This is a genomic window from Bradyrhizobium sp. KBS0727 (genome assembly GCF_005937885.2).
GTDB lineage: Bacteria > Pseudomonadota > Alphaproteobacteria > Rhizobiales > Xanthobacteraceae > Bradyrhizobium.
This window is the reverse complement of record NZ_CP042176.1, coordinates 373,817-386,946: the sequence shown is the minus strand read 5'-3', so window position 1 is coordinate 386,946 and position 13,130 is coordinate 373,817. Positions and strand designations below refer to the sequence as shown.

General features: G+C 64.4%; 11 protein-coding genes. 4 read left to right on the top strand and 7 right to left on the bottom strand.

What is annotated here, in order from left to right; all coding sequences use genetic code 11:
* Positions 1-19: 19 nt before the first annotated feature.
* Positions 20-670: a glutathione S-transferase family protein gene (locus FFI89_RS01820; RefSeq protein ID WP_168212745.1), complete on the bottom strand. Its 651-nt coding sequence runs from the start codon at positions 668-670 to the stop codon at positions 20-22.
* A 334-nt stretch (positions 671-1,004) separates the two neighbouring features.
* Positions 1,005-3,203, bottom strand: coding sequence for a lytic transglycosylase domain-containing protein (locus tag FFI89_RS01815; protein ID WP_138832351.1), 2,199 nt, complete (start codon positions 3,201-3,203; stop codon positions 1,005-1,007).
* A 296-nt stretch (positions 3,204-3,499) separates the two neighbouring features.
* On the opposite strand from FFI89_RS01815, the gene FFI89_RS01810 reads away from it, so the two are divergent.
* The 4 genes from FFI89_RS01810 (at position 3,500) to FFI89_RS01795 (ending at position 7,980) form a co-directional block, all read left to right on the top strand.
* Positions 3,500-4,294: an adenylate/guanylate cyclase domain-containing protein gene (locus tag FFI89_RS01810; RefSeq protein WP_138832349.1), complete on the top strand. Its 795-nt coding sequence runs from the start codon at positions 3,500-3,502 to the stop codon at positions 4,292-4,294.
* Between the two features lie 366 nt (positions 4,295-4,660).
* A complete protein-coding gene (locus FFI89_RS01805; RefSeq protein WP_138832347.1) occupies positions 4,661-5,494 on the top strand; it encodes an FkbM family methyltransferase in 834 nt (277 codons plus the stop codon).
* Between the two features lie 52 nt (positions 5,495-5,546).
* Positions 5,547-5,789 (top strand): hypothetical protein, encoded by a 243-nt coding sequence (locus FFI89_RS01800; RefSeq protein ID WP_138832345.1) that lies wholly within the window; start codon positions 5,547-5,549, stop codon positions 5,787-5,789.
* 214 nt (positions 5,790-6,003) lie between these two features.
* Positions 6,004-7,980 carry an OmpA family protein gene (locus FFI89_RS01795; protein WP_138832344.1) on the top strand — a complete coding sequence of 659 codons (1,977 nt, stop codon included), beginning with the start codon at positions 6,004-6,006 and terminating at the stop codon, positions 7,978-7,980.
* Between the two features lie 173 nt (positions 7,981-8,153).
* On the opposite strand, the gene argG is transcribed toward FFI89_RS01795, so the two are convergent.
* The 5 genes from argG to FFI89_RS01770 form a co-directional block, all read right to left on the bottom strand.
* On the bottom strand, positions 8,154-9,491 hold the full coding sequence (argG, locus tag FFI89_RS01790) for an argininosuccinate synthase (protein WP_138832342.1): 1,338 nt from the start codon (positions 9,489-9,491) through the stop codon (positions 8,154-8,156).
* Positions 9,492-9,600: 109 nt separating this feature from the next.
* Positions 9,601-10,383 carry a phosphatase PAP2 family protein gene (locus FFI89_RS01785; RefSeq protein ID WP_138832340.1) on the bottom strand — a complete coding sequence of 261 codons (783 nt, stop codon included), beginning with the start codon at positions 10,381-10,383 and terminating at the stop codon, positions 9,601-9,603.
* 39 nt (positions 10,384-10,422) lie between these two features.
* Positions 10,423-10,914, bottom strand: coding sequence for a hypothetical protein (locus FFI89_RS01780; protein ID WP_138832338.1), 492 nt, complete (start codon positions 10,912-10,914; stop codon positions 10,423-10,425).
* Between the two features lie 5 nt (positions 10,915-10,919).
* Positions 10,920-12,137 carry a 23S rRNA (adenine(2503)-C(2))-methyltransferase RlmN gene (rlmN, locus tag FFI89_RS01775; RefSeq protein ID WP_138832336.1) on the bottom strand — a complete coding sequence of 406 codons (1,218 nt, stop codon included), beginning with the start codon at positions 12,135-12,137 and terminating at the stop codon, positions 10,920-10,922.
* A gap of 242 nt (positions 12,138-12,379) precedes the next feature.
* On the bottom strand, positions 12,380-12,997 hold the full coding sequence (locus FFI89_RS01770) for an invasion associated locus B family protein (RefSeq protein WP_138832334.1): 618 nt from the start codon (positions 12,995-12,997) through the stop codon (positions 12,380-12,382).
* Between the last annotated feature and the right edge of the window lie 133 nt (positions 12,998-13,130).

The window sequence follows — 13,130 nt, the reverse complement described above, 5'->3', positions numbered from 1 at the left end:
TAACCCAACGCGGTCCTCATCAGCCGGTCGATGCGGCGGTGAAGACCGCCAGTTGGGCGTCGAAAGCGCGCCTGAAGGCCGGCCGCGCTTCGCCGCGGGCGACATAGGCGGAGAGAACAGGATATTCCTGCAAGATTTCCGATCCGTTCAACCTGCGCAGCACGGTCACCATCAGAAGGTCACCGGCGCTGAACGCGCCATCGAGCCAGTCGGCATTATCAAGGCGGGCGGAGAGTTCACCGAGCCGAACGCGAATGCGATCCTCGACGATACGCAGGCGCTGCGCGTACCAGGTCTTGTCGAGCTCCAGCAGCATGGCGATACCGAGATCGACGATCGGAGGCTCCAGCGTGCTGAGCGCGGCAAACATCCATGCGATCGCGCGCGTCCGGGCGTTCGTATCATCCGGCAGCAGGCCACGATGGCGCTCCGCGATATGGAGCACGATGGCCCCCGACTCGAACAGAGCGAGCTCGCCTTCTTGATAGGTCGGAATCTGCCCGAACGGATGCAGCGCACGATGCGCGGGCTCCTTCATCGCGGTGAACGAAACAAGACGAACGTTGTAAGGCTGGCCCACTTCTTCGAGCGCCCAACGAACACGCATGTCCCGTGCCTGTCCTTTACCGCGGTCGGGCGACCGTTCGAAGGCTGTGATGGTGGGGATCATTGGAAGGCTCCGGGCCATTGCAGGACGCTGTCGAGAGGGCTGTGCATCCAGAGGACGAACGACCGGCGCGGATCCCGACAAACGGAGTGTCGATTCCGCGACGCCAGCCGGCTCATGTTGGCGCTTGAGCGCTTTATACGGCGTATGGATAAGCTGCAGCCTTTTCGTAGCAGGCGAATGGCGCGTGACAATTCCAAAACCCGCCCACTATGTGAGCAATACTACAAACTGGCTTCTTGGCCCCCGCCTGCCCCCAATAGGAGGCCGAGAGATTCAGCCTGCTTACCAATGACCTGCTGATCCGCCAGCCCTCGCCAGCTTTTCGGCCCGTGTCTCACCGAGAAGCCGGTGTTTCGGTGGCCAACAGCGGCACCGAGTTAGCCTCCTGGGAGATCCCGGGACGTTGATCCGACTTCGCAATCACCGACGCGCCACTGCCATTATCAAACCGAACACGATAGACCAGCAAATTCTCCATGACTCGCTGGACATAGTTGCGCGTTTCGGAAAATGGAATGCGTTCCACCCAGTCGATCGCGTCCACATTGGGATCGCGAGGATCGCCGTACTGCTTTACCCACTCCCGGACGCGGCCCCGGCCGGCATTATAACCCGCGAAGGCCATGATGTGAGAGCCACCGTATTCCTTTAACAGTGCGCTGAGTTCGGCCGCGCCCATTTGCGTGTTATAGACAGGATCCGAAACCATGCGGTCCCAATCGTAGGCGACGCCGAACCTTTTGGCAGTGTCGCGGGCGGCTTCGGGTGTGACCTGCATCAGTCCGACCGCGTTTGCCGCCGACTTGTCGCGCTGGTCGAACGCGCTTTCAGTACGCGCTACCGAATAGATGACACTGCGCTCTATTTCCGGCCCGATCGGACTGTGCTGCGGGATTCCGATCGTTGGAAAGGCGTAGTGATCGACCGCCAGCCCACGGGCGAGCGCTGTCTTCCCGATCTCCAACATGCCGCGCGCATCGTTGCGGCGTCCGGCAAGCTCGCCCAACGCCGTCAGCGTCGCCACATCATCGGACTGTTCCGCGAGATCGACCGCAAAACTCACCACGACGTCGCGCTCGCCGACCGCATAGAGCATGTCGGCGGCACGCACGATTTGGTCCGAAAACGCAGGACTGCTGGCCGGATCGGCTTGCCGCGGTCCGCGCAGCTCAAGTCTTTCAAGACCGAGTTTGGCTCGTGCAAGCTGTCCGTAATAAGCCGTGGTGTGGCGCGCGGCGGCTTCATAGCCCGCACGCATGGCGTCGTTGTCTCCGGTCGCCTCGGCGGCGCGACCTCGCCAGTAGTTCGCCCGCGCAAGCACGGTCGGATTGACCGATCCATCGTCGATATGGGCAAAGTGTGCGCGCGCCGTCGCAGGATCATTCAGGTAGCGCAACGCGATCCAGCCGGACATGAAATGAAAGTCCGCCCGGTAATTCTCACTGGCCGGCGGGGCGGCGTCGCGCACGACTTCATAGGCGGTCCGGAACCTGCCGAGATCAAGCAGCTTGCGAGCGAGAAGGCGCCGTTCTCGCCACCATTCATCGGTGTCCTGGAACGCCATGGTTTCCGGCACCGCCGCCAGCACCAGACGGGTTGCGCCTTCAATCCGATCGTGACGCCGCATCCAATGAATGAGGCATAGGGTGTAGCCAAGGTCCTGCCGTGCCGCGGTTTCGACGGCGTCAAGCTGGTCGAGCGCCTTGGTCTCGTTCGCCATCGAAGCCACACAGGCTTTCACGATCGAAACCTCGTCGCTACCGAGACGTTGTGCTGCGCGCTTCGCTGCCGAAAAATCCTTCGCGCCGATGCGCTTGTCCATCCGTGCCCGGTGGTCCTCGCGTGTGAGCAGGTCGCGGAACACTTCGAACGCCTCGGTTTCCGCGCGTTCCGAAAGCTCCTCCGACCGCCAGGCCTCGCGAGCCCAGCGTCGGGCGCCCTCACGATCGCCTCCGTCAAGAAGCGCCCGCGCAAGCGCAAGACGGCCCTTCGTGCTTGTCGGCCGATCGCCCGTAAAACGACGAACCGTGGTCGCGTCAATCCGCTCTTGCCATAGGCGCGCCTCCGCGCGCCTTCGCATTAACCCCATGCCCGGCCAGTTCGGGTTGTCGGCAATGAACGCCGCATACCGGTCGAACCTCGCGTCGGCATCCGGATGTCGCAGAATGAACCATTCGACAAGTCTCTGGGCCGTTGGGTCGCCGATTGCTTTTTCAATGACGGTCGCTTCACCCGTCTTGGCTCTGCGGGCCAAGTCGATCGCGCTCTTGACCGCTGCGAGGTCGCCCGAGAGTGGAGGCGCGGCTGCGGCATCGACAGACGGCGCCGACTTGCGTCGCGCCACCGCGACATGCGCCGCGTGCCCATGCTTTTTCAGTTCGGCATTGCGGTGATGCCGCGCCCCCATTGCCCCATGCGCCTTCTTGGCATGATGGGTTTGCTTTTGGCTGGCGAGCGCCGTCGCTTCGCCCGAAACCGTTGCGAGCACCGTCAAGGTGAGGAAACAAGTCAGCGGCAGGAAGCGCTGGTTCATTCCGTGGTCCCCCTTGTGAACCAACCATCACGAACCATTACATCGCACGATCCGTACGGTCGCTCCGAGCGTACCACACGACGGATTCGCGATTGTCGCGTTTCGGCAACAGCGCAGGAAAAACGCGGAGCCCTACGGAACTAACCCGGAGCGCTCTCGTCGGGGTGCTTGCGACGCGAATTGGCGCGTGAACCATTGGCAAGTTTTCGATTGGCAGTACTGTTGCCAATGCGGGAATGGATGACTACGCTTTACCCCAGGTAGGCCTAAACCGCCTTTCGATCGGCCGCACGTTCATGCCCAAATTCCTTCGCGTCGGACTCCATCAGTCAAACGTTTCCGGATACACGTCAAAGGCATGGTGTATTCGACGGGTTGGCTCGGCAGTTTTCCTGAAGTGGGGCGCGGTGGAGGTCCATGGCGCCGGCGATGGACGAAAGGTCTACTGGACGCTTCCACCCAGGGACAAGACAATTCGTTGCGGCACGGTGCAGCGTGCCAGCGATTATGCAAAAGCCGCGATCGCGCGGCGGCGCAACCATCGCTACGAACTGCTGACTGGAAGTATTGCGACCCGGCGCCGAACCGCCGATCGTAGCTCCGAGCTCGAACAAGCGCTCGCCACGATCCTCTTTGTCGATATCGTCCGGTCTACCGAAAAAGCCGCGCGGCTCGGCGATGCCCGCTGGACGCAGGTGATGGGTCACTATTACGCCGCCGTCCGCAAGGAGTTGAAGACCTTGCGCGGAAAGGAAGTCGTGACGACGGGGGACGGACTGCTCGCGACGTTCAAGGCGCCGGCAGCCGGCGTCCGTTGCGCGGCCGCGATCCGCGAGGCCGTGCGCACGCTGGGTCTCGAGATCAGGGTGGGCCTGCATGCGGGCGAATACACGGTGAGCGGCGGCGAAGTGGTCGGTCTCGCGTTTCACATCGGCGCGCGCGTCGCCGCGAAAGCGCGCGCCGGCGAAGTCCTGGTCTCGAGCGCGGTCAAGGATCAGATGTCGCAGTCCGGAATTCGTTTCGAGGATCGCGGCGTTCACCAACTCAAAGGCGTGCCGAAGCGATGGCGCCTGTACCGGGTCGAACATTAAGGTGTCCTGAAGCGGAGATGCCTTCAGGTCAGCTTTGCCCGGCGAAAGATGAGCGCTGTCGTTGCCTACGGTGAAGTCGTGTGGACCTGACCTGCATGCTCGTGTGCGCATCTTCTCGCATCTCATGCACGCGAGACCGCGGGTGCAGCGCACCCCCGGTCTTCCCTGCGCCCTTTGATTTCGAGAGAGGCGAATGATTGGCAAAACTCGGGCGCAGTGTGTCGCGAGATAGCGAAGTCGTATTCGAGATTCGATGGGTGGAGCGAAGCGATACCCATCCGATTCACGCCGAGGACGCCCGATGCGCCGTTGTATCGCCGCCGAAAAACCGGCTATGCATGTGCCGCTTTCACCGAGGATAACCGCTTGACGCCCGACAATGACCCTTCGCCCGCGCCGTTCGGCGCGTTCGCCCCGACTGCTGCGCAGGCCGCCATCATCCGGCTGGCGCATCGTTCGCGGCTCAAGCGCGGCGCGTTTCGCCCGATGCTGTCGCGGCTGGTCAATCTGCTGCGCGCCGGACCCGTCGATGTCATCTATCAGGGCGCGTCGTTTCGCTTCTATCACCAGGCCAGCGCCACCGAACGCGGCGCATTGTTCAATCCCGATTACAATATCGACGAGCTGGATTTTCTGCGCGCGCATACGCCTGTCGGCGGCGTGTTCGTCGACGTCGGCGCCAATGTCGGCACCTACGCCATGGTGCTGGCGCGCCATGTCGGGCCTGCGGGCAAGGTGATCGCGATCGAACCGCATCCCGTCACCCACGCGCGGCTCGCCTTCAACAATTCAGCCTCCGGCTATACCCAGGTCAGTCTGGTGGCCGCCGCCGCCGGCGCCGCCGATGGCGAGCTGATGATCGAAACCGATGGCGACAACTTCGGCGCCAGCCATATCGTCACGGGTGAAGCTTCCAGCAAGGCCATCAAGGTGCCGTCGCTGCGGCTGCAGCGTATCCTCGAGGATGCCGGCGTTACGCAGGTCGACGCGCTCAAGATCGACATCGAGGGTTTCGAGGACCGCGCGCTGATTCCCTTCTTCAAGGACGCCCCACAAACGCTGTGGCCCCGCGCCGTGGTGATCGAGCATCTATCGGCAAACGAGTGGCTCGAAGACTGTATCGCCGACATGCGCGCCCGCGGCTACGCCGAGACCGGCAAGACCCGCAGCAACACGCTGCTGGTTCGCGGTTCCGGTTAGGTCGTGACTGCAATGCGCACGGAACATCGCCGCATCTACGCCGTTGTCCCGGATGCCGATCGAACCTCCAGAAATTCCGCCGGCAACGCCGGGACATCCGACCGAACCGCCGCAGGAAACACCTCCGGGCAATCCGCGTCCGGAGATACCGCCGCCGGTGCACGATCCGGGCTTGCCACCGCCACCGCAGGAGCTGCCGGGCAAGATGCCTGACGAGCTTCCGTTGCGCGGACCGGATGGACCTCGCACGCCGAATCCGGCTACTGATTTCGGCAACAACATGACCTGGAGCTGAAAGCGTGGCCTGAATGGGGGCGGCCTGAATGAGTAATGAACAATGATGCATGCATGCTGTTGCGTGGACGAAATATATCGCATTCGAGTTTCATAGCCTGCCACAATCCGGCCTAACGATTAGCCGTTGATCGATCTGCCGAGACCTTCGGTAAAAGCTTATCCGTAAAAGCTAATCCATGCCTTTCAAGAACCTTCCGGGACCTAAGGACATCATGACAAACCTTCGCATCCTGCTGCTGGCCACCACTGCTTTGACCGTGGCACAGCTGGCGACTTCCACATCGCATGCGCAAACTGCGCCGCTCGTCGTGGCGCAAGCCAAGGAAGAGCTTGGCCCTGATGGAAGGCCGAAGGGGCCGCCGCCGGCCGCCGCGCCAAGGCAACCGGCGCCGCCGCCCGCCGCAGCACCGCATCCCGCACCGCCGCCGCCACCTCCCCCGGCTGCAGCCCCGCGTCCAACACCGCCGCCGCCACCTCCCCCGGCTGCAGCTCCGCGTCCAGCTCCGCCACCGCCCCCGGCTGCAGCTCCGCGTCCGGCTCCGCCGCCACCGCCTCCTCCGCAGCATCAGGCCCCGCCACCGCCGCCTCCCGCGGCTGCGCCCGCGCGTCCAACGCCGCCCGCGCCGCCTCCGCCCGCTGCTCCCGCACGTCCGGCCCCCCCGGCTCCGCCCACGGCGGCCCCGCCCGTTCATACGCCGCCACCGCCTCCGCCGCCGCCCCCGGCAGCGACGACGCCTCCGGTTGCGCCGAAGCAACCGACGACGCCTCCACCTCCGCCGCCTCCCGGCGCCAAGCAGGCACCGGCGCCGACACCTGCACCGACGGCAACGCCTCCGACAGCTGCCCCTCCTGCAGGTGGAAGTCCGACGACGGCGCCGCCGCCGCGTACGCCGGGCGGACCGCCTGCCGGTACACCGCCTGCCGGTACAAGTGGGCCAACCGGTCAGCAGGGACGTCCCGGCGGGCCGCCTCCGGGCGGCGCACCGGGTGCTGTCCCGGGAGCGGCACCTCCAGTTACGACAGCTCCGGCTGGAGCACCTCCGGCCGCGGGCGCACCTGCGGCCGCGGGCGCACCTGCGGCACCCACCGCGGTGCCGGCCGGGCCGAACTCCGCGGTGCCTCCGGGTCGCGCGCAGAACGCGCCGCCGACGGTCACGCCGGCATTCCAGCGCGCGCCTCAGATCACCGCGCCGCTGCCGGCCGCACCGCCGCCCGCTGTCGCGCTGGCCCCGATCGCACCGGGTGCCGCCATGCAGGGACCGCGCAACCTCAGCGACTTCCGCGGCCAACGCCGCGAGGTCCAGGAGGGCGGACGTACCGTCATCACCGAGCCGGGCCGGATCATCATCCGCGATCCCGGCGGGCAGGAGTATGTCCGTCACAACGAGATGGATCGCTTCCAGTACGGTGCGCGTGACATCCGGACCCAGACCATCGGCGGCGAAACCCGCACGGTCGTGATCCGGCCCGACGGATCGGAGATCATCACGGTGATCGGCCCCGACGGCCAGTTGCTGCGGCGGATTCGCCGCGACGACCGCGGTCGCGAGATCATCATCATCGACAACAGCTACCGCGATCCGCGTGCGGTCGGCGGCTTCTATGTCGACCTGCCGCCGCCGGTGGTCCGCATCCCCTATGATCGATACATCGTCGATTCCGAGGAAGCGCCGCCGGAGCTGATCTACGACACCATGGTGGCACCGCCGGTGGACCGGATCGAGCGGCGTTATACGCTCGACGAAATCCGCTACAGCCCGAACGTGCGCCAGTTGATGCCGAGCATCGACGTCAACACCATCAACTTCGCAACCGGATCGTGGGAAATTCCGCCCGATCAGGCCGCGAAGCTGCAGGCGATCGCCGACGGCCTCAACCGGGCGATTCAGCGCAACCCGCGCGAGGTGTTCCTGATCGAGGGACACACCGACGCGGTCGGCAGCGACACCGACAACCTGTCGCTGTCGGACCGCCGCGCCGAATCCGCGGCCACGCTGCTGACGCAGCAGTTTGGCGTGCCGGCCGAAAACCTGACCTCGCAGGGCTACGGCAAGCAGTACCTGAAGGAGCAGACCGACGGGCCGAGTGCGATCAACCGGCGCGTTACCGTCCGCCGCATCACGCCGCTGCTCAATGGTGGGCAGGCGTCGCTGCCGCCGCCCCCGCCCGGCGTCGCGCCGCCGCGGTAAGGCCGAAGCCGCCGAGGCAGGTCGTCATCAAATGAAAATGGCCGGGAGCAATCCCGGCCATTTTTATCGTCATTGCTAGCGGAGCGAAGCAATCCATCTCGCCACTCAAATGAAGCGTGGATTGCTTCGTCGCTTACGCTCCTCGCAATGACCTGGGTAGAGTTGCGAACAATTCAGCCCTTGTCGCTGCCGAGCCGGAAGATGTCGGAGCCTTCCCCACTCGAGAGCAAGCCGTTCTCGGCGTAGAGATTGAGCTTGGTGCGGGTATCGGCGATATCGAGGTTGCGCATCGTCAGCTGGCCGATGCGATCGGCCGGCGTGAATGGCGCATCCTCCACCTTCTCCATGCTCAGCCGCTCCGGCGCATAGGTCAGGTTGGGGCTCTCGGTGTTCAGGATCGAGTAGTCGTTGCCGCGGCGCAGCTCGAGCGTCACCTCGCCGGTGACCGCGCGCGCCACCCAGCGCTGCGCGGTTTCGCGCAGCATCAGCGCCTGGGAATCGAACCACCGCCCCTGGTAGAGTAACCGGCCGAGACGCATGCCGCTGATGCGGTACTGCTCGATGGTGTCTTCGTTGTGGATGCCGGTGACCAGACGCTCATAGGCGATGTGCAGCAGCGCCATGCCGGGCGCTTCGTAGATGCCGCGGCTCTTGGCCTCGATGATCCGGTTCTCGATCTGGTCGCTCATGCCAAGGCCGTGCCGGCCGCCGATGGCGTTGGCCTCGAGGAACAGCGCGACCGGATCAGCGAAGGTCTGGCCGTTCAGCGCGACCGGCTGGCCCTCGGCAAACCGCACGGTGACCTTCTCGGCCTTGACGGCGCAGTCGTCGCGCCAGAACGGCACGCCCATGATCGGATTGACGATCTTGATGCCGCTGTCGAGCTGCTCGAGATCCTTGGCCTCGTGGGTGGCGCCGAGGATATTGCTGTCGGTCGAATAGGCCTTCTCGGCGCTCATCTTGTAGCCGAAGCCATGCGCGGTCATGAACGCCGACATTTCGGCGCGGCCGCCCAGTTCGTCGATGAACTGCTGGTCGAGCCATGGCTTGTAGATGCGCAGGCTCGGATTGGTCAGCAGGCCGTAACGGTAGAAGCGCTCGATATCGTTGCCCTTGAAGGTGGACCCATCGCCCCAGACGTTGACGCCGTCCTCCTTCATCGCCGCCACCAGCATCGTGCCGGTCACGGCGCGGCCGAGCGGCGTGGTGTTGAAGTAGGTGATGCCGCCGGTCGAGATGTGGAAGGCGCCGGACTGGATGGCGGCAATGCCTTCGTGCACCAGTTGCGTGCGGCAATCGACCAGCCGGGCTTTCTCGGCGCCGTATTCCATCGCCTTGCGCGGAATCTCGTTGTAGTCGGCCTCGTCAGGCTGGCCGAGGTTGGCGGTATAGGCGAAGGTGCGCGCGCCCTTTTGCTTCATCCACAATAGCGCCGCGCTGGTGTCGAGACCGCCCGAGAAGGCGATGCCGACTTTTTCGCCCTTGGGCAGGCTCTTCAAAATCGTACTCATAAACCTTCCAATCGCTCGAAATGCCCTGTCGTTTGCGGGTTGAGGGCGCGAATAGCAAATTTCACGCGGCTGGGCACGCGTTTTAAGAGGCGCTGCGGGCGAGCCTGGGTCAGGGTCCCGCCGACGGATTACTCCAGTGGGAGCGCCCGCGCCATCGCTGCCACAGCCGATAGCCGGGCCGGCCCAACCGCTCCAGCGCGGCCTCGATCGCCGCGTCCGACAGCCGGGTCGACGGCCAGCGGTAGATCCAGGCATAGGCCAGCCAAATCACCAGAAAGCTGACCAGCCCAGCGGCCGCGACATCGGTGAAGAAGTGCCCGCCGAACGCCATCCGCAGCACGCTGGTGGTGATCCCGAACAGGGTCGCCGCCGCATAGGCCAGCGGCCGCCACGCCGGCGGCGTCAGCACCGCGGGAGCATAGGTCCAGAACGCGGTGGCGCCCTCGCCGGAGAAGAACGAGCAGTTGCGCCCGCATTCCCCGCGCGGGTCCCAATACGGCACGAATTCCCAGGGCCCGTTGAACTGCGTCACCATCACCGGCCGCGGCCGGCCCCAATAGCTCTTGAAGGTGAGGTTGGTGAGAACGCCGGCGGAGAGAAGTATCGTGACCAGCAGGAACACCGCGGCGCGGCCGGGGATCAACATCGGCCGGTCCGGCCGCAGCAGCTTTGCGACGATGGCGACCAGTGCCGGCAGCGCCAGCGCCCACGCCACCCACATCGCGCCATCGCGCGCGAACGCGGCCACGGCGTCGGACTTCAGCGGAAACGATTTGGTCGCGGGATCGTAGAACAGCGCCGCCAGCTTCAGATCGAGTTCGGGGAAAATCCCGAACAGCAATCCGATCACAAGCGCGAGCGCGAGCGCGATGAGAAGTCCGGTCCGGTTCATGGCGCGGGGTTTAGCCGAGGTAGTAAGCGTTGGAAAGCATCACGGCAGCGGCCTCGACTGCGACGGCAAGGGCGGCGGCGGCCGCAACGGACGCGGCGGTTCACGCCAGGCGCCGGCATTGCGGCCGGCGATCATCCAGTAGACGAGACCGGCAACGATGCCCGCGCCGGTCATGATCTCGAGGTGACGGCGCACGATACCGTCGAATTGCATCGTCTGCGGATCGAACGGAGTCAGGCCGAGATAGCAGGCCGCGCCGACGATCGCGCCGCCGACCGCGTAAGTGAGCACGCCCCGGATAGAGAAGGCCTCGGTGATCAGCACCACGATCAGCGCCGGCAACAACGCAAAGCCCGAAAGAAAGATGAAGCCGAAACCGAGCACGACATTGATCGCGCTCTGGTCGATCGGCCCGGTCGCAAGATCGCTGAATTCCGGATACAGCACCGCAATGACCACGATCGCCCCGGCCGCGAAGCACGCGAGCAGGAAAGCAAAGAAGACGACAAAGAGACGGCCGATCAGCGCCATCGAATCTAGTCCGTCATCGCCATCGCGCGCAGCGCGTCGCGCTCGCGCACGGACAACTTTTCCGTCTCCGACTTCAACTGGCCGCAGGCGGCGAGGATGTCGCGGCCGCGCGGGGTGCGAACCGGCGAGGAGTAGCCGGCGTTGAAGATATACTCGGAGAATTTTTCGATCTGCTCCCAGTCCGAGCATTCGTAGCGCGTACCCGGCCACGGATTGAACGGGATCAGATTGATCTTGGCGTGAATGCCCTTGAGCAGCTTCACCAGGAGCTTGGCGTCATCGAGGGAATCGTTGACGCCCTTCAGCATCACATATTCGAAGGTGATGCGTCGCGCGTTCGACGATCCCGGATAATCGCGGCAGGCCTGCAGCAACTCGGCGATCGGATACTTGCGGTTGAGCGGCACCAGCTCGTTGCGCAATTCGTCGCGCACCGCATGCAGCGAGATCGCCAGCATCACGCCGATCTCGTCACCGGTACGGATGATGTTGGGCACCACGCCCGAGGTCGACAGCGTAATGCGACGACGGGAAATGCCGATGCCTTCGCCGTCGGCAACGATCAGCAGCGCATCGCGCACCGCGTCGAAATTATACAGCGGCTCGCCCATGCCCATCATCACCACATTGGTGACGCGGCGGCTGCCGGTCGGGGTCTCGCGATCGGCCCAGTCGTCGAGGCGGTCGCGCGCCACCATGATCTGGCCGACAATCTCGCCCGCGGTGAGGTTGCGTACCAGCCGCTGCGTGCCGGTGTGGCAGAACGAGCAGTTCAGCGTGCAGCCGACCTGCGAGGAGACACACAGCGTGCCGCGGTCGGTCTCGGGAATGTAGACGCATTCGACTTCATGCGCCTTCTGGACATCGTCGCCGCTCGGCAGCCGCAGCAGCCACTTGCGGGTGCCGTCGTTGGAAATCTGCTCGGCGACCACTTCGGGACGCGCGACGGTGTAGTGCTGCACGAGCTGCGCGCGCATTTCCTTGGAAATGCTGGTCATCTCGTCGAACTCTTTGGCGCCGCGGACATACATCCAGTGCCAGAGTTGTTGCGTCCGCATCTTGCGCTGGCCCGGCGCAACCCCGATCTCGCCCAATCGATCCGCGATCTCGGCGCGCGACAGGCCGATCAGCGAAGGCTTGGCGGGCGGCACGTAGGTCTCGAGCGGGAGCTTCTCAAGGGGAGCTCCAGCCGCAGAACCGGTCTCGATTGAATTTACGGTCATTGAATTTCTGTTCTTGAGAAATTTTCTCCCTCATCCTGAGGAGCGCAAAGCGCGTCTCGAAGCATGAGAGCCGGGCCTCATGGTTCGAGACGGCGCAAGCGCCTCCTCGCCATGAGGGGAGATAGCGATCAAATAGGCCTTCCAGGGCCGACAAACAACGCTATTTTGGGCTTAAAAGCAGCTCATCTTGTTTGAAGCATGATCTTTCCGGAAAACCGGTGACCACTTTTCCGGATCATGCTTTAGCGCCGGCAATCCTGCGCCAGCCGGTCGAGCGCCTGCGACAAACCCTTCAGCGAGAAGGTATCGGTGGTCTCGGTGCCCTTGGCGGAGACGCCCTTGACGGTAACATCGGCCGATTTGCGCATGGCATCGACCATCCGCTCTTCCTCGGCGGCGTTCTTGATCCAGAGCCCGTCGCCCTGGGTGTACATCGCATAGGACGCGCCACCGACCTCGAGCGAGGATTCCGAGCCCGGCTTCAGCGCGTAGCCGATCATGATCGAGACTTCGTTGACGACTTTTTCCGCCGGGCGCGTCGAGACGAACGCGTAGGCCGGATCGCGCGGACGGTTCGGCGGATTGGTCTTCGAGGAAGACGGCTTGGCCAATGCGAAGCACACCTTCTTGCCGTTCGGCATCGCCGTGTAGGCGCCCCATGTGCCGAATTGGCCGATCAGGTTCGGCTCCGCGCCGCCTGCGGCTGCAGTTGCCGCCGGATCCGGCTTGGCAGCAGGCTTCGCTGCCGCGGGCTTTGCCGTATCCTTGGCGGCTTTAGGCGCAGCAGTTTGCGCGTGCGCGAAGGATGTCACCCCGCACAACACAGCTGCAGCAATCAGAGATGTCAGTGTTCCCCGCACGGGCGACTGATTCCCTTATCATTGTGACTGGAAGATGGCCCAGCGGCGCACCGTGCCGCCAAGCATGGATAGCCGGGAAATGCCTTTTTGGGAAGGCAGTTACCGGCTGACCCGCCGCGACGTCCGCGTTCTG

Excerpts from the sequence above, each read along its gene's own strand:
- FFI89_RS01820 (WP_168212745.1), bottom strand. The coding sequence starts at position 670 with ATGATCCCCACCATCACAGCCTTCGAACGGTCGCCCGACCGCGGTAAA.
- FFI89_RS01815 (WP_138832351.1), bottom strand. The coding sequence starts at position 3,203 with ATGAACCAGCGCTTCCTGCCGCTGACTTGTTTCCTCACCTTGACGGTG.
- FFI89_RS01810 (WP_138832349.1), top strand. The coding sequence starts at position 3,500 with ATGCCCAAATTCCTTCGCGTCGGACTCCATCAGTCAAACGTTTCCGGA.
- FFI89_RS01800 (WP_138832345.1), top strand. The coding sequence starts at position 5,547 with ATGCCGATCGAACCTCCAGAAATTCCGCCGGCAACGCCGGGACATCCG.
- FFI89_RS01795 (WP_138832344.1), top strand. The coding sequence starts at position 6,004 with ATGACAAACCTTCGCATCCTGCTGCTGGCCACCACTGCTTTGACCGTG.
- argG (WP_138832342.1), bottom strand. The coding sequence starts at position 9,491 with ATGAGTACGATTTTGAAGAGCCTGCCCAAGGGCGAAAAAGTCGGCATC.
- FFI89_RS01785 (WP_138832340.1), bottom strand. The coding sequence starts at position 10,383 with ATGAACCGGACCGGACTTCTCATCGCGCTCGCGCTCGCGCTTGTGATC.
- FFI89_RS01780 (WP_138832338.1), bottom strand. The coding sequence starts at position 10,914 with ATGGCGCTGATCGGCCGTCTCTTTGTCGTCTTCTTTGCTTTCCTGCTC.
- rlmN (WP_138832336.1), bottom strand. The coding sequence starts at position 12,137 with ATGACCGTAAATTCAATCGAGACCGGTTCTGCGGCTGGAGCTCCCCTT.